At 27.9% G+C, this 23282-nt stretch carries 25 protein-coding genes; 21 read left to right on the top strand and 4 right to left on the bottom strand.

The window, feature by feature from the left end; all coding sequences use genetic code 11:
• Nucleotides 1-119: 119 nt before the first annotated feature.
• Nucleotides 120-1421 carry a hemolysin family protein gene (locus tag CQA44_RS02420; protein ID WP_115545687.1) on the top strand — a complete coding sequence of 434 codons (1302 nt, stop codon included), beginning with the start codon at nucleotides 120-122 and terminating at the stop codon, nucleotides 1419-1421.
• A 141-nt stretch (nucleotides 1422-1562) separates the two neighbouring features.
• On the opposite strand, the gene CQA44_RS02415 is transcribed toward CQA44_RS02420, so the two are convergent.
• Entirely contained in the window at nucleotides 1563-2192 is a 630-nt protein-coding gene (locus CQA44_RS02415) for an OmpA family protein (RefSeq protein WP_115545686.1), read from the bottom strand.
• Nucleotides 2193-2230: 38 nt separating this feature from the next.
• A complete protein-coding gene (locus tag CQA44_RS02410) occupies nucleotides 2231-2755 on the bottom strand; it encodes a gamma carbonic anhydrase family protein (RefSeq protein WP_115545685.1) in 525 nt (174 codons plus the stop codon).
• 121 nt (nucleotides 2756-2876) lie between these two features.
• On the opposite strand from CQA44_RS02410, the gene CQA44_RS02405 reads away from it, so the two are divergent.
• The 20 genes from CQA44_RS02405 (at nucleotide 2877) to metK (ending at nucleotide 20747) form a co-directional block, all read left to right on the top strand.
• A complete protein-coding gene (locus CQA44_RS02405; protein ID WP_115545684.1) occupies nucleotides 2877-4544 on the top strand; it encodes a glycosyltransferase family 39 protein in 1668 nt (555 codons plus the stop codon).
• 11 nt (nucleotides 4545-4555) lie between these two features.
• A complete protein-coding gene (gene glyQ, locus CQA44_RS02400; protein ID WP_115545683.1) occupies nucleotides 4556-5440 on the top strand; it encodes a glycine--tRNA ligase subunit alpha in 885 nt (294 codons plus the stop codon).
• A 154-nt stretch (nucleotides 5441-5594) separates the two neighbouring features.
• Entirely contained in the window at nucleotides 5595-6326 is a 732-nt protein-coding gene (locus tag CQA44_RS02395) for a Nif3-like dinuclear metal center hexameric protein (protein WP_181881742.1), read from the top strand.
• A gap of 4 nt (nucleotides 6327-6330) precedes the next feature.
• Nucleotides 6331-7035, top strand: a complete 705-nt coding sequence (locus tag CQA44_RS02390) for a zinc ribbon domain-containing protein (protein WP_115545681.1) — start codon at nucleotides 6331-6333, stop codon at nucleotides 7033-7035.
• A gap of 9 nt (nucleotides 7036-7044) precedes the next feature.
• Nucleotides 7045-8202, top strand: coding sequence for a lipid IV(A) 3-deoxy-D-manno-octulosonic acid transferase (waaA, locus tag CQA44_RS02385; protein WP_115545680.1), 1158 nt, complete (start codon nucleotides 7045-7047; stop codon nucleotides 8200-8202).
• Complete coding sequence (locus CQA44_RS02380; RefSeq protein WP_115545679.1) at nucleotides 8195-8929, top strand: RNA pseudouridine synthase; 735 nt, start codon at nucleotides 8195-8197, stop codon at nucleotides 8927-8929. Before waaA ends, CQA44_RS02380 begins: the two co-directional genes overlap by 8 nt.
• Nucleotides 8908-9210 (top strand): hypothetical protein, encoded by a 303-nt coding sequence (locus CQA44_RS02375; protein ID WP_115545678.1) that lies wholly within the window; start codon nucleotides 8908-8910, stop codon nucleotides 9208-9210. Before CQA44_RS02380 ends, CQA44_RS02375 begins: the two co-directional genes overlap by 22 nt.
• 56 nt (nucleotides 9211-9266) lie before the next feature.
• The gene (gene lgt / locus CQA44_RS02370; protein WP_115545677.1) at nucleotides 9267-10088 is read left to right on the top strand and encodes a prolipoprotein diacylglyceryl transferase; all 822 of its coding nucleotides are present in this window, start codon (nucleotides 9267-9269) and stop codon (nucleotides 10086-10088) included.
• 17 nt (nucleotides 10089-10105) lie between these two features.
• Entirely contained in the window at nucleotides 10106-11296 is a 1191-nt protein-coding gene (locus CQA44_RS02365; RefSeq protein WP_115545676.1) for a M48 family metallopeptidase, read from the top strand.
• A complete protein-coding gene (locus tag CQA44_RS02360) occupies nucleotides 11293-12108 on the top strand; it encodes a HemK/PrmC family methyltransferase (RefSeq protein ID WP_115545675.1) in 816 nt (271 codons plus the stop codon). Before CQA44_RS02365 ends, CQA44_RS02360 begins: the two co-directional genes overlap by 4 nt.
• A 210-nt stretch (nucleotides 12109-12318) precedes the next feature.
• A complete protein-coding gene (gene aroQ, locus CQA44_RS02355) occupies nucleotides 12319-12783 on the top strand; it encodes a type II 3-dehydroquinate dehydratase (RefSeq protein WP_115545674.1) in 465 nt (154 codons plus the stop codon).
• The gene (locus CQA44_RS02350) at nucleotides 12780-13808 is read left to right on the top strand and encodes a M24 family metallopeptidase (RefSeq protein WP_115545673.1); all 1029 of its coding nucleotides are present in this window, start codon (nucleotides 12780-12782) and stop codon (nucleotides 13806-13808) included. The genes aroQ and CQA44_RS02350 overlap by 4 nt, the downstream gene beginning before the upstream one ends.
• A 23-nt stretch (nucleotides 13809-13831) precedes the next feature.
• A complete protein-coding gene (folK, locus tag CQA44_RS02345; protein WP_115545672.1) occupies nucleotides 13832-14308 on the top strand; it encodes a 2-amino-4-hydroxy-6-hydroxymethyldihydropteridine diphosphokinase in 477 nt (158 codons plus the stop codon).
• A gap of 3 nt (nucleotides 14309-14311) precedes the next feature.
• Nucleotides 14312-15706, top strand: a complete 1395-nt coding sequence (gene flhF / locus CQA44_RS02340) for a flagellar biosynthesis protein FlhF (protein ID WP_115545671.1) — start codon at nucleotides 14312-14314, stop codon at nucleotides 15704-15706.
• Nucleotides 15703-16566, top strand: coding sequence for a P-loop NTPase (locus tag CQA44_RS02335; protein WP_115545670.1), 864 nt, complete (start codon nucleotides 15703-15705; stop codon nucleotides 16564-16566). Before flhF ends, CQA44_RS02335 begins: the two co-directional genes overlap by 4 nt.
• Nucleotides 16567-16579: 13 nt before the next feature.
• Nucleotides 16580-16900 carry a hypothetical protein gene (locus tag CQA44_RS02330; protein ID WP_115545669.1) on the top strand — a complete coding sequence of 107 codons (321 nt, stop codon included), beginning with the start codon at nucleotides 16580-16582 and terminating at the stop codon, nucleotides 16898-16900.
• Nucleotides 16901-16902: 2 nt separating this feature from the next.
• Nucleotides 16903-17607: an RNA polymerase sigma factor FliA gene (locus CQA44_RS02325; RefSeq protein ID WP_115545668.1), complete on the top strand. Its 705-nt coding sequence runs from the start codon at nucleotides 16903-16905 to the stop codon at nucleotides 17605-17607.
• On the top strand, nucleotides 17600-18670 hold the full coding sequence (fliM, locus tag CQA44_RS02320) for a flagellar motor switch protein FliM (RefSeq protein ID WP_115545667.1): 1071 nt from the start codon (nucleotides 17600-17602) through the stop codon (nucleotides 18668-18670). Before CQA44_RS02325 ends, fliM begins: the two co-directional genes overlap by 8 nt.
• Entirely contained in the window at nucleotides 18667-19503 is an 837-nt protein-coding gene (gene fliY / locus CQA44_RS02315) for a flagellar motor switch protein FliY (RefSeq protein WP_115545666.1), read from the top strand. The genes fliM and fliY overlap by 4 nt, the downstream gene beginning before the upstream one ends.
• An 80-nt stretch (nucleotides 19504-19583) precedes the next feature.
• A complete protein-coding gene (gene metK, locus CQA44_RS02310; RefSeq protein WP_115545665.1) occupies nucleotides 19584-20747 on the top strand; it encodes a methionine adenosyltransferase in 1164 nt (387 codons plus the stop codon).
• Here metK and CQA44_RS02305 read toward each other — a convergent pair.
• Nucleotides 20737-21525: a TSUP family transporter gene (locus CQA44_RS02305; protein ID WP_115545664.1), complete on the bottom strand. Its 789-nt coding sequence runs from the start codon at nucleotides 21523-21525 to the stop codon at nucleotides 20737-20739. The two genes, metK and CQA44_RS02305, sit on opposite strands and share 11 nt — an antisense overlap.
• Before the next feature lie 20 nt (nucleotides 21526-21545).
• A complete protein-coding gene (locus CQA44_RS02300; protein WP_115545663.1) occupies nucleotides 21546-23282 on the bottom strand; it encodes an anaerobic C4-dicarboxylate transporter in 1737 nt (578 codons plus the stop codon).

Below are 23282 nucleotides of genomic sequence, written 5' to 3'. Positions count from 1 at the left end.
AAGGATAGATTCTAATAATTTTTAAGTTAATATTTTATTATTTAGGTTATAATCTCTATTTTATATCAAAAATTGCACCAAAAAGGATTATTTTGGATAGTTCGACGAGTCAGTTGTTAATGATAATATTAGCATTGGTTTTTGTTGCGTTAAATGGCTTTTTTGTTTTATCAGAATTTGCGATTGTTAAAGTTAGACGTTCAAAATTAGAAGAATTAGCTAAGAAAAATAAAGCAAATGCAAAACTCTCACTTAAAATCACAAAATCACTAGATACATATTTGTCAGCTACTCAATTAGGAATTACACTATCTTCACTTGCATTGGGTTGGATTGGAGAGCCAGCTATTGCAAAAGTGTTAAATAAAGTATTTGCAAGTTTCTTTGAAAATAATACAATATTGCTTCATTCAATTAGTTTTGTAATTGCATTTACATTAATAACATTTTTACACATAGTTTTTGGGGAGCTAATACCAAAATCCGTAGCCATAGCTAAAGCAGAAAAGGCAACACTTCTTGTAGCAAGACCATTGCACTTATTTAGAAATATATTTTTTCCTGTAATTAAAGTATTTGAAATGATAAGCGGATTTTTCTTAAAAAGAATAGGAATAGAACCTGCAAAAAATAATGATGCTCATTCTGATGAAGAAATAAAAATCATTATTGGAGAGAGTTTAAAAGGTGGATATTTAGATTCTATTGAGAGTGAAATATTAAAGAATGCTGTTGATTTTAGCGATACTACTGCAAAGGAAATAATGACACCAAGAAAAGATATAGTATGTCTTTTTGAAGATAACAGTTATGAAGAAAATATTGCTATTGTAAAAGAGACTAATCACACAAGATACCCATACTGCAAAGATGGCAAAGATAATATAATAGGAATGATACATATAAGAGACCTATTGCAAGCAATTATTAACAACAATAAAAAAGATTTATCTAAGCTTGTGAGAGAGCTAATAATAGTCCCTGAAAATAACTCTATATCTAGTGTATTAATGAAAATGAATAAAAAACAAATTCATACTGCATTAGTTGTTGATGAATATGGTGGAACAGCTGGACTTTTAACAATGGAGGATATTATAGAAGAGATTATGGGTGATATATCAGATGAGCACGACAAGAAAAGTGATGAAATAAAACAAATCAGCCAAAATGTATATGAAGTTGATGGAATGCTTGATATTGATAGCTTAAGTGAAAATATAAGCTTTAAAAAAGAAGAAGATGTTGAGCAAGTAACTATAGGTGGATATGTATTTAATCTCTTAGGCAAAGAACCAATTGTTGGAGATAGCGTGATTGATAGTGATTTTATGTATGAAGTTTTAGAAGTTGATGGAATGAGAATTAAAAAGCTAAAAATAACAAAATTAGAAGAGACAAATCAAGAGGAAGATAACTAGAATGCTTATAAAGTAAATAGAATTTTTGATAATAATATGAAATTTATATTTTAATTCTATAAAAGCCTTAAACAATAGGTTTATTTGATTGTGTTAGCATAAAATGTTTGAGAGATTTTTTAAAAAATCTCTTTTATATTATTAATAAAAGTATATATCCACTCTACGTTCTTTTTCTCTTTTTGTTGATATTGTTTGTCCATCATTTGAAGTAATTATTTCTATATTTGGGTTTTGTTTTTTTACAACCTCAACTACACGATTAATTCTTTTTTCAATTAAAGATTTATTATATGTTGCATTACCTAAATCACAAGCGTGTCCTGTAAGAATAATTAGCTTAGCAGAATTAATTTTATCTTTTATTGTGTTTATTAAATCGCTACTTTCTTTTTGTGTCATAAACGAACTATTTTTATTAAAAAATATACTATCTTTTAAAATAAAGCTATCATCAATAATTCCATTATTTAAAAACTCTGATTTGATTGTCTCTATAATATCTACTACAGGTTCTACCACTTTAAGTTCTGGCGTAGCTATGGCTTCTACTTTCTGTATGGTAGTTTCTGGCTCAATTATAATTTCTTTTTGTATTGTAATTAATTCTGGAGACTTAACCTCTACAACCCTACAAGATGAGCATAAGACCAGTGAAATAATAAATAATACAACTATAACTATTATAAATAATATTATTGGCTTTGTTAAACATTTTGGATAAAAGCCTCTGCTTTCCCCTCTATTCCAACTATTAGCATTGCTGCCCATTTATATACTCCTTCACTATAAAATAGTCTAAAATTATATCATTTATATCTATTTTTTAGGTCAATATAAAGTTTGGCTTCTCTTTTGATGTTTTCTATTTCAACTTCTCTTAAAGGTCTAACTACTTTAGCTGGATTGCCAGATATTAATGACATAGGTGAATATTTTTTCCCTTTTGGAAGGACACTAAAAGCAGTAATAAAACAATCATCACCTACTATAACATTATCCATTACAATTGAACCCATACCAACTAAACATCTATTGCCGATATTACAAGCATGCAAAGTAACTCTATGCCCTATGGTAGTATCATCTCCAACCCTTACTCCAATACCATTTGGAAACTGTAAATCTTTTTGATATGTATGTATTATTACAAGGTCTTGAATATTAGTTCGTTTGCCAATTTTAATACTACTTAAATCACCTCTTAAAACACTGCCAAACCAAATACTAGAATCCTCATCAATTTCGACATCACCAATAATACTTGTATTATCAAATATCCTAACACTATTATGAATCTTTGGTAATTTCCCTTCAAAATCTATAATTGCCATTTTTTAATCTCCTTATATTGTTAAATTGCATTTATTCTATATTAAATTATCTTTAAAGTAGCAATATTTTTTAGATAAAATAAACCTTTTTAAACCAAAGTTATATACAAAAAGGTAGAAAATGATAAATCTCAAATCCTATCTTAAAAATCTATGTGAATATGACAATTTAGCAAAATCAATATTTCTTATTATGCTAAATTTAGTATTTTGGATTATTGTATTTATAGTGATTTATATAAGCTATTTTGCCGCTGCAAATATTTTTCACTATGACGAGATTCACGACCATCATTTAGCTTTTTTTTTATATCTTAGTGGAATGGCGGCAAATGGAATACTGCCAGGAATTGACTTTTATTCTCCACATTCTGTTTTCATACCTTTAATTACGGGAATCTTCTTAAAAATATTTGGTATTAATCAAATCAATCTATCCATATCTATCGGTATATGTGTATTTATAACTTATATTTTTGTATATAAAACAGCAAGATTTGTTATGCCAAATGTATTTGCAAAATTTGCTATTGCAATATTACTACTTACCCAACAAGGGAGAGATTTACCTTGGTTTAATGATGTTATTATGCTTTTTGTAGCAATGGGAATATATTTCTTAGCATCTTATATCAATGATAAAAAAAGGTATAAACTAATTGTATTAGGAGTTATTTGCTTTATATTACCTTATCTAAGACAGCAAGGGCTAATTATGGTATTTTGCTTCTTTATCTTACCTATGGTTTTATATTATATTAAAGCAATACCAGAATCTGCTTACAAATCAATGATAAAAAATATTGTATTATCTTTCATTAGTGCAAATATATTATTTATATTATTTATATTATTTAGAAATGGATTTGAGGGATTGGAGATTTTAAATTCATCACTAACACATTTAGTAGGCATGGCTCAACCATCTTTTCAATATAATGCAGATCTTAAAAAAGTGCTATTTTCCATATTAAACTATACAGAAAATGGTTCTGATTGGCATAATGGGTCTTTTATGAGATTTCTATCATATTGGTTTATTGTGATTTTACCCTGCTTTTATTACATATATCGTCCATTCAGATTATATTTTACAAAAGAAGTAATTTTAAATTCAGATTCTATTAAAATGATTGCAGCAACTCTCACACTCTCTACAATAATCTTTAATTATCCAATTAATGAAGAAGCAAGAATTAGAGTGCAATTTGGTATAGGAATTTGGCTATTTGTTGATGCCTTAATGATTCTTTTTTATGATAAGAGAATAAAAACATTCTCAATTATTACAATAGCCATAGTGTGTCTATCAATAAATTATTTAAAATTAGTGCAGTTTTTAGATAAACTCGCTATTAATTATTTTAATGTTTTAATAAGCACAAGAATAAATCATATAAGAATGGATAAAGATACTCCTTATGCAAACTCAATATTAAAAGAAGATAGGGCACATTACCTAATAAGTTTAGTAGATTCTCTAAAAGAATATGAAGAAAAACATCCAAATAAAAAGATAATCTTTGATGGAGAATTAGAATCTATAAATCAATTTTTAGCTTTGCTTTTTACAAAAGACAATGTTGTATTAGCACATAAATTCCCATACTACTATGAATTCTATGATAGAAAGAGTTTTATGCCTGATATAAAGGAAAAATTTATAAAATTTGTAAATGAGAATAAACCTATAATTATAGGTTGTGATGATACTCCAAAAGTAGAAGATTATGTAGTTTTGAAGGAATTAAATAAGAAATGCCGTATCTTAGTTCCAAATGAAAGTTAAAAAGGAATAATATGCTTAGTTTTTGTGATATTTTATTAAAGTTACAGAATTTTTGGAAAAATGAGGGTTGTCTGCTGTTACAACCATATGATATTCCTGCAGGAGCAGGGACGTTTCACCCTGCAACATTGCTAAGAAGTTTAGATTCTAAGGCTTGGAATGTAGCTTATGTAGCACCCTCTCGTCGCCCAACAGATGGTAGATACGCACAGAATCCAAATAGACTTGGAAGCTACTATCAATTTCAAGTAATAATAAAGCCCAGTCCAGATAATATTCAAGAAACATATCTAAATAGTTTAGAAGTTTTAGGTATTGATACAAAAATTCACGATATTAGATTTATTGAAGATAATTGGGAAAGCCCTACACTTGGTGCTTGGGGGCTTGGCTGGGAAGTATGGCTTGATGGTATGGAGATAACGCAATTTACATATTTTCAACAAGTAGGAGGAATCTCTTGCTACCCCACACCCATTGAAATTACATATGGGGTAGAAAGACTTGCTATGTATATACAAAATAAAGAATCTATTTTTGATATAGAATTTAGCAATACAAATAATAATATAGTAACTTATGCAGATGTGCATAAAGAAAGTGAATGGGAGTTCTCAAAATATCATTTTGAAATAGCAGATACAAAAATGTTAAATTCAATGTTTAATGAATATAAGAATGAAGCAAAAAGAATATTAGAACATAAACTTCCTCTTCCTGCATATGATTACACTATGCTTTGCTCACATTTATTTAATATACTAGATGCAAGGAAAGCAATTTCAGTTACACAAAGGCAAAATTATATTTTACAAATTAGGGAGTTAGCAAAACTGTGTGCCACTATGTATAAAGAACAAGAAAGTGATAGAGAAAAGAGATTATTAAAATCTTAAAGAATTTAAAAAAGATATTTTGGCTATGTCTCATATTAATACTCTCATAAATTCCAATATGACAAAAATGTGTATATATTTTATAAGATACTAAATATGAAAAATCTAAAGTATAAGAATATAAAATTCACAAACTATAAATATGGAGAAATCTTTGAAAATACAAGAAATTTATAATTATTTAAATGAAATATCACCATTCAACACTCAAGAATCATGGGATAATAGTGGAATTCTCATAGGAGATAGCAATAATGAAGTAAAAGATATTTTCGTGTGCTTAGAGGTTACAAAAGATATAATCAATAGTGCAACTAAAGATTCTTTGATAATATCTCATCACCCACTTATATTTAAGCCTCTTAATAGGATTATCTTCAATGAATATCCTAGTAATTTAATAATAATGCTAATTCAAAAAAATATTTCATTAATTGCTATGCACACAAATTTTGATTTAAGCCACTTAAATGAGAGCTTTGCAAGAGATATTTTAGGTTTTGAGAATATAAATAAACAAAATCTAATTTGCAGTATAAATTTTGAAGATAAATTTAATTCTTTAATTACTATGCTTAATTCAAAACTAAAGGGAAGTGTTTTAAAAATAACACGAAGCAAAGATTATATAAAAAATATTGCAATTATTTGTGGAGCAGGACTTAATGCAATAGAAAAAATAAAAGATTTTGATTGTATTATTACAGGTGATGTGAAGTATCACGATGCAATGAAATTAAAAAGTTTAGGCATTAGCGTTATTGATGTGGGGCATTATGATTCTGAACGACATTTTGCAGAATTAATATATAAAAATTTGAAAAACATTAACTATAACGCTATAATATTAGATTCACAAAATCCATTTTATTTCATTAAAGGCTAAGATTATGAATAAAGACTTACAAAACCTAATACAAATATCAAAAATCGACAAGGAAGCTTCAGCAAAAGAGCCAGAAATATCTGCGATAGAAGAAGAGTTAAATTTAAAAGTAAAAGAGCTAAATAGTCTAGAATCTTTAATAGAAAATATTAAAAATGATATTAAAAAAGCAAAAGTTGATATTTCTAATAACGAACTTTTAATACAAGAAAATAGTGAAAAAATATCTCAAATTGATAAAAAAATAACAATGGCAAAAAGTGAAAGAGAGCTAAGAGCCCTTGATGCGGAAAATGGACTAGCAAAGGAAAAAATAACATTTGCAAATGAGACTATAGCAAATATAGAAAAAGAGATTGAAAATCTAAAAGAAAAAGAAAAGATCAATATAAAAAAAATTGAAGAATTAAAAAATGAGATTGAAAAAACAAAAGTTAGTGTTGAAAAGAAAACTTCAGTAATTAGAGATGAGCTTAATAATATATTTGATAATAAAAATAAAATAGCAAAAACTATTGATAATAAAATAATAATTTTCTACGAGAAAATACGCAAATGGGCTAAAGATACTAGTGTAGTGCCTGTTAAAAAGCAAGCTTGTAGTGGCTGTAATATAAAAATAAATGATAGAGTATTTTCAGAATTAAGCAAGTCAGATTCCATAGTTACTTGCCCACACTGCGGTAGAATCCTATTTATAGAGCAATAAAACTCTATAATGTTTGGTATTTTTTATTGGATTTGCATATTTTTAGGATATATCCTAATCTTGCCAATTCTAATTATCCTAACTATCTTAAAGCCAAAATATAGACAATCAATCCCAGCAAGATTTTTTTTATATAAAAACATAAAATTTAATGGTGAAGTTTGGATTCACGCTTGCTCTTTGGGTGAAATAAATTCACTACAATCTTTTATTGATAAAATAGATTCTAAAATTATTATCTCAACAATAACAAATACCGGCTATGAAAGGGCAAAATATCTTTTTGGTGATAAAAATAATATCCAAATTTGCTATCTTCCTTTTGAGATTTTTATCCCATTTATATTGCCAAAAACCATAAAAAAGCTAATAGTTTTAGAAGCAGAACTTTGGTATATGCTATTTCATTGCTCTAAAAAAAGAGCTGCTAAAACAATTTTATTAAATGCTAGAATCTCTTCTAAATCATTTCCAAAATATAAAAAAAGTATGTGGTTTTATAAAAAGATTTTTAAAAATATTGAAAAAATTCTATGCCAGCAAGAAACAGATAAAGAAAAGCTAGAAATTCTTGGGGCAAAAAATATAGAGGTTATAGGAAACATAAAAGCACTAATTAAGCCAATTATAACTAAAAAAATAGACAAGTTTGACTGCATAGTTGCAGCAAGCACACATCAAGGCGAAGAAGAACTTATAATTAATAGCTTTTTAAATGCAAAAAAAGACAAAAATTACACTCTCTTAGTTGCCCCTCGCCATCCAGAGAGGTTTGAAAGAGTATGGGAGATGATTAAAACATATCCCATAAAATCTGCTAGATATAGTCAAAATGGATTAGATTCTAGCTATGAAGTAATTTTAATTGATAAATTAGGAGAGTTAATTAATATTTATAGTATTGCAGATTGTGTAATTTTGGGAGGAAGCTTTGTTAAATTAGGTGGGCATAATCCATTTGAATGTGCGTTTTTTAATACAAAACTAATTAGTGGGATACATATTTTTAATCAATACGCTCTATTTGATTTAATAGAAGGTTATAAAATCACTCAAAGCAAAGAATTGCAAAACATATTATCAAGTATGGATAAACTCTCAAATACTAAAATAATAAAACATAAACTAGACTTAATGCTAGATAGCTTAAGGAAAATCTATGAATGATAAAGCATATAAGATTCTATCTATAAAGTCAAATATCTCAAATAGAGAAGCAAAAAATTTACTTGATGCTGGGCTTGTATATAGCAATGGCAAAAAGATACGTGCAAGCGATATAATCTCTAATAAAATTCCTTTAAAAATACTAGAAATAGAAGATATTGAGGTATTATTTAAGGATTCCAATATACTTGCATTAAATAAACCAAATATTGTAGATTCTTCAATTTTAGAGCAAAAATTTAGTGATTATTCCCTACTTCATCGCCTTGATAAACCAACAAGTGGTGTTATATTATTAGCTAAAAAGAACTCTAATTTTTACAATAAAGCAGTAGATGAATTTAAAAATAAAGCTGTATATAAAGAATACTTGGCTTTAGTTTCTGGAATAGTGGCTGAAGAAATAACTATTGATAAACCTATTTCTACATTTAAAAATCACTATGCAAAAAGTAAAATTGATTTTAAAAATGGTAAAAGTGCTATAACTAAAATAACTCCATTAAAGTTATATGGAAAAAAAACTCTTCTTAAAGTAGTAATCACCACAGGAAGAACACATCAAATAAGAATACATCTTAGCTCAATAAATCATCCAATATTAGGAGATAGTGTATATGGCGGAATATCATATAAAAGATTAATGTTACATTCTTATAAAATCAATATTTTTAATTACAAATTCTGTGCATCTAGGGGGAACTTTTGGAAATATCTACTAGATTAAATCATAATATAAAAGAAATAAAACTAAATGGTAAGCTTGAGAGTTATAATGAATATATTGAGTTTAAAAATACTCTAAAAAAAGAATTACAGGATAATAAACTAAATCTATATTTTATTAATGCAAATTCAATTGACACATCAATTTTGGGGTATATTTTAAAACTCTATGAAATTGATAAAATTGAAATTAATCTAGTAGTTAGTAGCTCAAAGCTATATAATTTCTTAAGGAATATAGAGTTTAATAAATTTTTTGATATAAAAATTAAAGAAACTTAAAGCAAAAATAATTTAATCAAAGATTGTATAATTATTTGAAAAATTAAGTAGTGAATATGAATAAATGGAATCTGATTTATGAAAACTTTGATAGAGTAGCTTTTAATATACTTGGATTTAATGTATATTGGTATGGTTTAGCTTATGCTTCTGGATTAATAATCGCACTTATTGCAATAAAGTATTTTATCATTAAAGATAAATATCCAATAACAAACAAAGAACTAGAATCTTTTTTTATATATGCTGAAATTAGCATTATTTTAGGAGCTAGAATTGGCTATATACTTATATATGATACAAATACTATGTATTTTCTTACACATCCTTGGGAGATATTTAATCCATTTGTAAATGGTAAATTTATAGGAATTAGTGGTATGAGTTATCACGGAGCTGTAATTGGATTTATTATAGGGAGTTATCTTTGTGCAAAAAGAAATAAAAAATCTATTCTTTTACTTATGGATTCTGCAGCAATTGCAATGCCTTTAGGGTATATACTAGGAAGAATTGGTAACTTTTTAAATAAAGAATTAGTAGGTAGAGAAACTACACTTCCTATTGGAATCTTAGTAAATGATAAATTAGTCCATCCAAGTCAGCTATATGAAGCATTTTTAGAGGGATTTTGTGTATTTATAATATTATTTTTTATTAGAAAAAAAGTAAAATTTCAAGGAGAAATAATAGGCTATTACATGCTATTATATTCCATTGCTAGATTTATAGTTGAATTTTTTAGAGAAGCAGATTCTCAAATGGGATATTTTTATGGTATCTCAACAGGACAAATTTTATCTATAATAACATTAATAGCTTCAATAATATTCTTAATCTTTATACACAAATTATCAATTAAAAAAGCACAAATTTAATAATTAAAGGATAAAAAATGATAATATTAAGTGCAATATTTATATTTTTCTACACAATTCCAATATGTATTATTGCTATGCTTCAAATAGGACACATTAAAACAAATAACAAAGCTGTAATACTAAATGAAAAAGATTTTATCACAGCTAGAAACTATGCCTTGATAAATCAATACTTTAGTATTGTAGAGGCAATTTTTAGCGGTGTTTTATTTATTTTTTGGATTAATCTTGGATTAATATTACTAAATAAAATAGTAGTATTTAATAACATCTTTACAGCTCAAATAGTGATTGTAGTTACATTTTTAGCAATTAATACAATCTTAAATCTACCATTGGAATCCTACAAAACACTAATTATTGATAAAAGCTTTGGATTTAGCAAAATAAACATAAAGCTATATATAATAGACTTTATTAAATCATTTGCAATGCTAATTATTTTTGGAGGGTTAATTTGTGCTGGATTAATATACTTAATAGATAATATTTTAAATTGGTGGATTTATGGTTTTATACTTATGTTATTTATTGTTTTACTTGCAAATCTAATTTATCCTACAATAATTGCACCACTTTTTAATAAATTTACCCCACTAAATGACGAAGAGCTAAAAAATAGTATAGCTAATTTAATGAATAAAGTTGGTTTTAAAGCAAATGGTATTTTTATAATGGATGCAAGCAAGAGAGATGGTAGGTTAAATGCCTATTTTGGAGGGCTTGGCAAAAGTAAAAGGGTAGTTTTATTTGATACATTACTAAGCAAAGTTAGCCACAATGAACTTTTAGCAATATTAGGACATGAATTAGCACATTTCAAACATAAAGATTTAATAAAAAATATTTTTATTATAGGATTTGTGCTTTTTGTATTATTTTTTATTGCAGGAAACTTACCAAAAGCATTATTTGAAAATATCCCAAACAATGCTTCTATGAAAATTTGTATATTAATTTTAATATCCTCTCTAATTTCATTTTACTTTATGCCATTAATTAATTATTTCTCTCGTAAGGCAGAATACAAAGCTGATGAATTCGGCTCAAACCTAACCAATAAGACTGACCTAGGGAATGCCTTAGTAAAGCTTATCAATGAAAATAAAGCATTTCCATATTCACATAAAGTTTTTACATTCTTTTATATGTCTCACCCTCCGCTTTTAGATAGGCTAAAAGCATTAAATTTTAATTATAAATGACTATTAAAGAAGTTCTAGCTTTAGCTAAAAAGAATCATAAAAGAAATAGAAGTGCGTTAGAATGTGAAATATTGCTATCAAATCTATTAAACAAAGATAGAATATTTTTGCATTTATATGATGATTTTGTAATAGACAAAGATATTTTAGATAGCTTATTAAAACAAATAAATTTATTGAATAATGGCTACCCAATAGAATATATAACAAATAAGGTTAGCTTTTATTCACAAGAGTTTTTTATAAATGAAAACGCCCTAATTCCTCGTCCTGAAACAGAAATATTAATAGAAAAATCCATAAATTTAATAGATAAATATAATATTAAAAATATATATGAAATAGGGGTTGGAAGTGGGGTTATTAGCATAATATTATGTCTTTTAAAAAAAGATATAAAAATTACTTCAAGTGATATTTCACAAAAAGCCCTAGAAATTGCAAAGCAAAACATAGTTTTAAAATCAGAGTTAGATTCTACTTTGCAAAATCGAATAAGGTTAGTCCATACAAATTTACTTGATGGAGAAAAGATAAAAGAAAATTCCTTAATAATCTCCAATCCACCCTATATAAGAAATAATTACAAAATTCCTAAGAATCTAACTTTTGAGCCACAAGTTGCACTTTTTGGCGGGGAAAATGGAGATGAGATAATAAGAAAAATTATAGAATTAGATTCTAGTTATTTGTGCTGTGAAATTGGATATAACCAAAAAAATATAGAGCAATATTTAACTAAATATAAATTTATAGAGTTTTATAAAGACTATTCAAATTTTTATCGTGGTTTTATTGCAAGTAAAAGGTAAATGGTTTTTAATTATAATATAATAAATTATTCTAGTTAGCAGTTTATAGCGTTTATTTTGATATAATTTCAAAGAGATTTTATAGAATCAGGGCATAACATTAAAACAAATCTAATTACAAGCTTTTAAAAATTAGAAATAATTTTATACAAAGTAAAAATTGCTAAAATTATCTTTAAAACCTTGATATTTATAAAAAGGAGTTTTACTATGAAAATTGTTGTTATCCAAGGACCAAATCTAAATATGTTAGGGCATAGAGACCCTAGAATCTATGGTAATATGAAACTAGAACAAATACATAAAAATTTAGAAACCCTAGCAAAACAAAATAATTTTGAGATTGAATTTTTCCAAAGTAATTTTGAAGGAGAAATAGTAGATAGAATCCAAGAATGCGTAGGCACAGCAGATGGAATCCTAATCAATCCAGCAGCATATTCACACACATCAATAGCAATAGCAGATGCAATATCTTTAGTTGGCATTCCCGTAGTTGAAGTTCATTTAAGTAATATTTTTGCTAGAGATGACTTTAGAAAAAAATCTATAACAGGTGCTCTATGTGCAGGAGTGATAGCAGGATTTGGACCTTTTGGTTATCATATAGGGCTATTATCTATAATGCAAATAATTACTGAAATAAATCTAGCAAAGAAAAATGAGCAAAAATGAAAGTAAAAACATTTTTTACAAGTAATGAAAATGCTATGTATTATGAATGTGGCTTTTCTTGTGATAATGCAATATTATTTAAAAATAATTTAGAACTATATTTTATAACTGATAGTCGATATACATTAGAAGCAAAGGAAGCTACAAAACATATAAAAAATATTGAAATAATTGAATCTAATGATTTAATAAAAGATTTTATAAAAATTGCAAAAAATATCAAAAATATCACTTTTGACCCCACCTCTTTAAGCGTAGAATCTTTTAATCAAATAAGCCAAAAATTATCTATAACTCCTTATCCAAACTTTCATCAAAAAATTAGAGCTATAAAACAAGATTTTGAAATAGAGTTAATAAAAAAATCTCAAAAACTAAACAAAAAGGCTTTTAAGAAATTTGCTAAATTCTTAAGAAAAGAATGCTTAAATAAAGATATTAATGAGATTTTTTTAAATTTTAATGCTAAAAAAATTTTAGAAAATAAAGGTAAAAACAATCTTAGTTTTAATCCTATCACTGCTTTAAATGCAAATGCGGCTAAACCGCACGCCTTACCTTTAAAAGATAAGCTAAAAAGAGGTGATTTATTACTATTTGATGCTGGAATTAAATATAAAAGATATTGTTCTGATATGACTAGAACAAGCCTTGTAGATGAAAATATCACTTTTGATAAATTTGCAAAATTTAGCAATAAAATCCAAAAAATATATGATATAGTGATAAAAGCGCAAGAAACCGCCATCAAAAATACAAGAAGTGGGATGAAGGCAAAAGAAGTTGATGCTCTATCAAGAAGTATTATTGAAAAAGCTGGGTATGGAAAGTTTTTTACACACTCAACAGGACATGGAGTAGGGCTTGATATACACGAATTACCCAGAATTTCTACAACTAGTGATATGCTTATACAAGATGGTATGGTATTTTCAATAGAACCGGGAATCTACCTACCAAATGAATTTGGTGTTAGAATTGAAGACTTGGTAGTTATAAAAGATGGTAAAGCGGAGATTTTATAAGTGCTAAATTCTACAAAAGGATTATGGTGAGAGAAATAGTCTGCAATAAATTTTTTCCAATGAAAAAAACATTAAAACATAAGAATCTAGTAATAATTTCCATAGGAGCGAATCTAAAAAATCCTATTAATACATTTATAAGGCTATTTAGAAAACTTTATAAAAATAATAATATTAATATAATATCAACCTCTCCAATATATAAAAATCCTCCATTTGGATATAAAAAACAAAATGATTTTTATAATGCTACAATGCTTATTAGCACTAAATTATATCTTTTAGAATTTTATAGATTAATTTTTTATTTAGAGAGAATCTTTGGCAGAAATAGAATTAGGGCATTCAAAAATGCCCCAAGAATCTTAGATATTGATATTTTATTTTTCAATGATAGCTTTATTAGAAGCAAAAAGCTAAATATACCTCATTTGCATTGGCAAGAAAGAGAAAGCATTTTAATCCCATTAATATATCAAGTTAACTATAAAGGTTTTTAAGATATGCAATTATATACATATACAGCACCAACTTATAAAGAAGCAATGGAATTAGCAAAACAAAAACATGGTGAAGATGCGCTTGTTGTTAGTTCAAAAGAAGTAAAGAAAAAAACTCTACTAGAAAATGGTATATATGAATTAGTAATTGCAGCTCCAAAAGAAGATGAAAATAAACAAGAAACACAAAAAGAAGAAAATGATTTACCAAGCAATAGCGTAGCAAGAAGATTAGAAGAAATAGCACAAAGAGAGATAGAAAAGAAAAGAGAGAATAAAAGAAAATTAAACAATGATATTAATGTAGAATTATCTAATGCTGTAAAAGAAATTACAAAAATTGCGCAACTACCCACAAAAGCTAGACTAGAGCCAAGAGAAATTAATAAAGAAAACAACGAAGAAACTAAATATAATCCCGTGCATCAAACAAGAGAAATGTTAGCAAAAGTAAATGCTAATGAACTAAAAGAGTTAAAATATATAAAATCATCAATAGAAAAACTAGATGATAAAATGAAGCTTTTGCAAAATATGTTTTGGAATGACATAGGAGTAAGGGTGCAAAATAATGCTAACAGCATACCACACGAATTTGCAGAGATTTATAGAATATGTAAAAATAGTGGAATGAAAAATGAACATTTGGATGAAATTATGCAATTATCGCAGAATCTCATGCCTATAAATATGCGTGAAAATAGCAATACAATAAAAAGATATTTTAGGGAAGTTTTGAGAAAAATGATAGTTTGTAGAGCAGAAAATATAGATATGAAGCGAAAAAGAATAGTAATGTTAGTAGGTCCTACTGGCGTTGGTAAAACTACTACTATTGCAAAACTTGCTACTCATTATTCAATGAAACATAAATATAAAGTTGGTTTAATCACCCTTGATGGCTATCGCATAGGAGCTTATGAGCAATTAGCATTTTATGCTAAAAAGTTAAAATTATCTATCAATCAAGTAAGTGATACAGCAGAATTTAGCAGAGCATTAGAAGATTTAAAATATTGTGATTATATTTTAATTGATACTATTGGAAGTTCTCAACACGATAAGCAAAAATTAGATATTTTAAAAAGATATGCAAATTCTGATTACAATATTGATATTAATTTAATGCTTTGTGCTACAACAAAATATGAAGATTTAAGAGATATTTATAACTCCTTTGGGATTTTAAATATTGATACATTGATTTTTTCTAAGCTTGATGAAAGCAAAGGCTTTGGAAATATATTTTCACTAATTTATGATACAAAAAAACCTGTTAGTTACTTTACCATAGGACAAGAAGTCCCAGAAGACATTTTAGTAGCTAGAAATGACTATTTAGCAGATTGTATAATCAATGGATTTTCAAAGCCTAATAGAGATGAGATAATAAGATGAAAAATCAAGCTGCAGGGTTAGATAAGTTAATACAAGACGAATTAGAAAAAAATGCTAATAACTCAACTAAAATAATTGCTATTACAAGCGGCAAAGGTGGTGTTGGAAAATCAACCATAAGTGCAAATCTTGCATATTCTCTTTGGAATATGGGCTATAAAGTTGGAATCTTTGATGCAGATATTGGCTTAGCAAACCTAGATTTAATCTTTGGAGTAAATGCTAAATACAATCTATTAGATGTTTTAAAAGGAAATGCAAGCTTAGATGATATAATAATAAATATTGAAAGTGGCTTGTATCTTATACCAGGTTATACGGGAGAGGAAATTTTAAAATATGATTTAAATATTTTAGATAAAATGGATTTACAAAATGAAATTCTAGATTCTCTTGATTTATTATTAATTGATACAGGTGCGGGGATTAATCAAAATGTTCAGACATTTTTGAATGTAAGCAAATATCTAATAGTAATTACTATGCCAGACCCAGCAGCACTAACTGATGCTTATGCTTCTATAAAAGTAGCTTCCAAGCATAAAGATAAAATATATATGATAATAAACCAAACTAGAGGTGTAAAAGAATCTCAATTAATATTTGACAGAATCTCAAATGTAGCAAAACAAAATATACCAAACCTATCGCTAGAATTGCTAGGTAAAATATCATCTAGTGACTTAATCATACAATCTAATAGGCAAAGAAAATTATTTACAAAGCTATTTCCACAATCACCACCTAGTGCAAGCATTGATATAATTGCAAGAAATTTGCTCTCAAGTATGGAACAAAATATGCTTTTAGATGAAAGTAAGTTTAATAAATTCATAAGGAATATATTGTATCGCTTTTAGCTAAAGGAATACATTGAGACAGGATAATTACATAAGTTTTAGTATTGTTGTTGGGTTTTTTATAGGACTTATATCTTCTATTATAAAGTTTAATCAACCTGAATTAATAATATTATGGACTATTGTTTGGACGGTTATAGTTTATTTAATAGCTCTTTGCTCTGCCTCTTTTTATATGAAATTTATTGATTATGAGAAAAAAAAGATGAATATCAAAAAACTAGATTCTACGCTTAATTATTATTTAAAAGAGTTTGATAAAAGAGAGAAAGAAACTTTTAGCATTAGAAATTATCTAAAGCACATAAGCTCTATAAATGAAAAAGAGGAATAAATATGGATAAAAAACCTCTTGAGAAATACACTAATGAATTAAAACATTCTCAAGATTCATTAATGTTACAATATATGCCAGCATTACGTGCAATAGCTTTTAGATTGAAAGAAAGACTTCCTAGTTCCATTGATATAAATGATTTAATATCTATTGGAACCGAAGAGATGATAAAGTTAGCAAGAAGATATGATAGTTCTATAAATGATTCTTTTTGGGGGTATGCTAAAACTCGTGTTTATGGCTCAATGCTTGATTATTTAAGAGAACTTGATATTGTTTCTCGTTCAAGCAGAAAGTTAATAAAATTAATTGATAAAGAAGTTTCAAAATATTTTAATGAATATGAAGAAGAACCTAGTGATGAGTATTTGGCAAATATTTTAGGAGAAGATATTAAAAAAATAAAAGAAGCAAGAATTGCATCAGATATTTATTCTCTTATTCCGATAGATGAACAATATAATGCAATTGGTGGTGATAATATTATAGAAAAATTGCAAAAAGATGAGTTGGTAGATATTATTAAAGATGTTTTATCAACACTATCAAAAAGAGAACAAACAATCATACAACTTTATTATTTTGAAGAATTATCGCTAAATGAAATAAGCAATATATTAAATATTACAAGCTCTAGAATCTCTCAAATCCACAAGGAAGTAATCAAAAAGATTCGCTCTAGGGTAGGAAATATAAATGGCTGATATTTTAAGTCAAGAAGAAATTGATGCACTACTTGAGGTTGTAGAAGATGATGAAAGTGATAAGTCTAACCTTGAAAATAGTGATATTTTTCATAAAAAACAAGTTACATTATATGACTTCAAACGTCCAAATAGAGTAAGCAAAGAGCAACTTCGTGCTTTTCGTGGAATACACGATAAAATGGCTAGAAATCTTAGCTCGCAAATTTCTGCAATTATGAGAAGTATTGTTGAGATTCAACTTCATAGTGTAGATCAAATGACTTATGGTGAATTTTTAATGAGCTTACCTAGCCCAACTAGTTTTAATGTATTTTCTATGAAACCACTTGATGGAAGTGGAGTTTTAGAAATAAATCCTAGCATTGCCTTTCCTATGATTGATAGACTGCTTGGTGGTAATGGTGAGCCATATGAAAATACTAGAGAATTTAGCGATATTGAACTTAGCCTACTTGATACTATATTGCGTCATATTATGCAAAATCTAAAAGATGCTTGGGCTCCTATAACAGAGATTTTTCCTAGCGTTGATGCTAAAGAAAGCTCTCCTAGTGTTATTCAAATTGTCGCACAAAATGAAATAGTAATTATGGTTGTAATGGAAATAATAATAGGACATAGTAATGGAATGATGAATATATGCTATCCTGTTATATCATTAGAATCTGTACTTTCTCGCCTTGCAAGTAGAGATTTAATGTTAAGTGAAACTAGCTCTAAAAAAAGTAGAAATAAAGAACTTCAAGTTTTAATTGGAGGAGCATTAGTAAATGTCTCTGCAATGTTAGGCAGTGCTAAATTAACACTAGAAGATATTTTAGACCTTAGGGTTGGAGATATTGTTAGACTAGATAGGGTGGCTGATGATACAATAATAGTAAATATTGATGATAGAGATAAATACATTGGTGAAATTGGACTACAAAGGTATAGAAAAACAATTAAAATAAAAGATATAATTGAAACTGAAAAAGACAAAGTAAAAGAAGTTTTAGAGATGTTAGAAAACAATCGTAAGCATCGTGTAGAAAACATAAAAGAAGAGGATCAAGCTAAATGAATGATTTTATAAATCTAATTCAAAGTGAAAGTATATCCACAATAGAAGGTCTCACAGGAAGAAAGCCAAATATAATAAATGATAGCATTGTTGATAAATCTCAAATTACAATACAAACTCCTTTTATAAAAATTATTTTAGAAAATAATTCAAAATCTCAAATTATATTTATTACACCTAGCATCTTAGCTGCTACATTATCTGATTTAATGCTTGGTGGAAATGGATTTAGCACAGTAGCAAATACTGACATATCTTCTGATGATTTAGATGCTATAAAAGAAATTACATCAAATATATTTGGGGCTGTTTCTACAACACTAAAGGGACAAAAGATTCTTCCTATTATGGAATTTAAGGTAGTTAGTGCTGATATTTTAAAAGAAAGTGAAAATTTTGATGGTTTTGATAAGGGTTGCTTATTTAAATTTAACTTAGATAATTTACATTCTGAATTTGTTATACTTTTTTCACAAAATCTAATAAATGAATTCAACCCAAAACAACATTCTGATAACCAAATAAATAATCAAAAACAATCAGAATCTACAAATCTAAACCATTCTGAAATTAGAAATATTGCTATGTTGCTTGATGTAAAAATGCAAGTTAGAGTTAGAATTGGGCAGAAAAAAATGCTACTTAAAGATGTAATTTCTATGGATATAGGAAGTGTTGTAGAATTAAACCAGCTTGCAAATGACCCCCTTGAGATATTAGTAGATGATAAGGTTATTGCAAAAGGTGAGGTTGTAATAATTGATGGAAATTTTGGAGTGCAAATCACAGAGATAGGAACAAAAAGAGAAAGATTAGAGCAATTAAAAGGCTAAAATTAATTTCTAATAACTTATATTAAAAATTAGTATTTTAATGTTACAATTTCAAAAAAAAATAAATACAAGGTGAATATATGAAAAAATCATTCCTTTTTACTTCAGAATCTGTTACTGAAGGTCATCCAGATAAAATGGCTGACCAAATTAGTGATGCCGTGCTTGATTATATAATACAAAGAGATAATAACGCTAGAGTTGCGTGTGAGACATTAGTTAGCAATGGATTTTGTATAGTTGCAGGAGAATTAAAAACAAACGTATATGCACCTATGCAAGAAATAGCTAGAAAAGTAGTAAAAGATATAGGTTATACAGATGCACTATATGGTTTTGATTACCGCTCTGCCGCTGTATTAAATGGTATAGGAGAACAAAGCCCAGATATTAACCAAGGTGTTGATAGAGAAGATGGAGAAATAGGAGCAGGGGATCAGGGGCTTATGTTTGGTTATGCGTGCAAAGAGACAGAATCTCTTATGCCACTTCCAATTTGGCTATCTCATCGTTTAACTGAAGGGTTAGCATTAAAAAGAAAAGATGGAACTCTGCCTTTTTTACGTCCAGATGGTAAAGCACAAGTAACTGTTAGATATGAAGATGGTATTCCTATTAGCATTGATACAATCGTAATATCTACACAACATAGCCCAGAAACTAGTCAAATTCATTTAAGAGATGCTGTAATTGAGGAGATAGTTCAAAAAGTTTTACCTAAAAAATATTTAAATGATAATATTCGCTACTTTGTAAATCCCACAGGAAAATTCGTAATAGGAGGACCACAGGGTGATGCAGGACTTACAGGTAGAAAAATTATTGTTGATACCTATGGTGGAAGCTGTCCTCATGGAGGTGGAGCTTTTAGCGGAAAAGACCCAAGCAAGGTTGATAGAAGTGCAGCTTATGCAGCAAGGTATGTAGCTAAAAATCTTGTTGCAAGCGGAGTTTGTGATAAAGCAGTAGTGCAGGTAGCTTATGCTATCGGAGTAGTTGAGCCTATCTCAATTCTTGTTGATACACAGGGCACAGGTAAAGTTGAAGATTCTAAATTAACTGAATGTGTTAAAAAAATATTTCGCCTAACTCCAAAAGGTATTATAGAATCTTTAGACTTATTGCGTCCAATCTATCAAAAAACTGCAACTTATGGACATTTTGGGCGAGAGATACCTGAATTTAGCTGGGAAAAAACAGACAAGGTTAATGAGATAAAAGAATTTTGTAATATTAAAAACTAAATATAATTATTTCTAGCAATGATTTATTAAAATATTGTTTTGATAATAAATTAATGCTAGCTAATATAGAAACTATTACTACCAATGGCTTTATAATTTTTATTCCATATTTTAGTGCTACTTTAGAACCAATGTATGCACCTAAAAACTGCCCTACTGCCATAGCAAGTCCTATTTTATACAGAATATGACCACCAATAGCAAAAAAAATCACTGAAGCAATATTAGTAGTAAAGTTATATAATTTTGCTTGAGCTAAGGACTCTTTTATACCAAAACCACCAAATAAAATTAATGCAAACATTAAAAAAGACCCTGTTCCTGGACCAAAAAACCCATCATAAAAACCAATCACTCCAAGAATTAATGCCAAACCTAGTTTTCCTAACTTTGCAATAGAATTTTCCTCTTTTATTTTTGGTGAGAATAAAAAATAAATTGAAAATATAATTAATAAAAATGGAATAAATTTTGATAAAACATTTGCATCAAAAAATTGTATTAATATTGTTCCAATAGAAGCAAAAACTCCAACACTTATTATAAAAGGCAAATTTTCTTTAATTTTTAAATGCCCTTTTCTATAAAAGTGAATTGTTGCAGAAAAACTCCCAAAACTACTCTGAAGCTTATTTGTTCCAAGTGCATAATGAGGTGGGATTCCAGCTAGTAGTAATGCAGGAATAGTTATTATTCCTCCACCTCCAGCAATAGAATCCACAAATCCTGCAATAAAAGCAACTAAAATTAATATTAATAAAATATCAACTTCTAACATAACTTATACCTGCTTTATGCCTAAAAAAACGAAGCAACTAAAAATCCTAATGCCACAGATAATACAATAGCAATAATACCCGGTAATATAAAGCTATGATTAAATACATATTTACCAATTCTAGTTGAACCTGTATCATCCATTTGAACAGCACCTAAAAGTGTAGGATATGTAGGAAGCACAAATAGTGCAGATACAGCAGCAAAGCTAGCTACAATAATATAAGAGTCACTGGGGTTAACTGCATTAATTCCAAGCGCTGCTATAACAACAGGCATAATTGCTTTTGCCGTAGCTGCTTGTGAGTAAAGAAGCATACTAGCAAAAAATAATGCCACTGCTAATAGTGCAGGATAATCGCTAACTAAACTACTTGCTAAATTACCAATTTGTGTTTTATACCCACCAACAAATGTATTTCCAAGCCACGCTACACCAAGCACACACACACAAGCTGTCATACCTGCCTTAAAAGTACTAGCTTCAAAAAGCTTACTTGTTTCTATTTTACAAAAAATGGCAATAAATGTTGCAATAGCAAGCATAAAGCTAATAATTGCACCATCTCTAGGTAATCTAATAGGGTCAATATAGCTCTTAATAATACTTGCAACTTCTGCTACAAAGCCATCTTTTTTAATCCAATTTGTAATTATAGATTCTGAATTAGCACTTAAGTCATTAAGATTAAATTCTATATGAAAAATTGCCTCTTTTGTTTCATCTCCTAGATTTAAACTAGAAATTTTTACTCTTGCCGCATCTAATGTTTGTTTATAGTTTAAAATTAAAGAACTATCCTTTTTAAATGTATCTTTAGAATCTAAGAAAACTTTTTTTGCTTCATCAAGTGGAGCACTAATTTTATTTTGTATGTCTTCTAAAAGTTTTTTATCATCAAGTTTAATAATATTTAATGCGTCTTTTTTAATAGTATCAATTTCTTTATCCATATATACAGGAATAAACTTATTAACACCATTAAGCATAGGCTTTCTAACAATATCTGAAATAGAAGTAGCATATATTACTACCAAAAAAACTCCAATTAAAAATATTCCAACAGAAAGTTTTGCTCCTTTTTTTAGCTGTATATTTGATGCACCCATAGGGGCTTTTACAAAACCCTTTGCAAGCCTTTCTTGATATATCAAATCTTTATTTAAAGTAAGAGGAAAAAACTTACTTACAATAAATGCTGTTAGCATACAAGCACTAAATGTAGTAACTAGCCATATTAAAAGAAGTGCAGGATAACTCCAACCAAATGGTTCTAATACTCCTGTCATATACACTACTGCCGCACTAACAGGAGAAGCCGTAATAGCAATTTGAGACGCAACAACCGCAATAGATAGTGGTGCAGAGGGCTTAATGTTTTGCTCTTTAGCAACCTCAACAATAACTGGAATCATAGAAAAAGCAGTATGTCCTGTGCCTGCTAAAAAAGTCAAAAAATAAGTAACTGTTGGTGCAAGATAATTAATATATTTTGGATTCTTTCGAAGTATCCTTTCTGCAACTTGAATCATATAATCTAACCCACCTGCAAGCTGCATTGCAGCAATAGCTGCGATAACTGACATAATAATTAAAATAACATCCCAAGGGATATCACCCGGCTTCATTCCAAGAATGAGGCATAGCACAACGACACCAGCACCACCTGCATAACCTATTGCCATACCTCCTAGTCTAATTCCTATAAATATAGCACCTAAAAGGACTATTACTTGTAAAATTAACATAATATTCAT

The sequence above is a fragment of the Helicobacter sp. MIT 14-3879 genome, assembly GCF_003364125.1.
The sequence above is the reverse complement of the archived record's forward strand: the minus strand, read 5'-3'. Positions and strand labels throughout refer to the sequence as shown.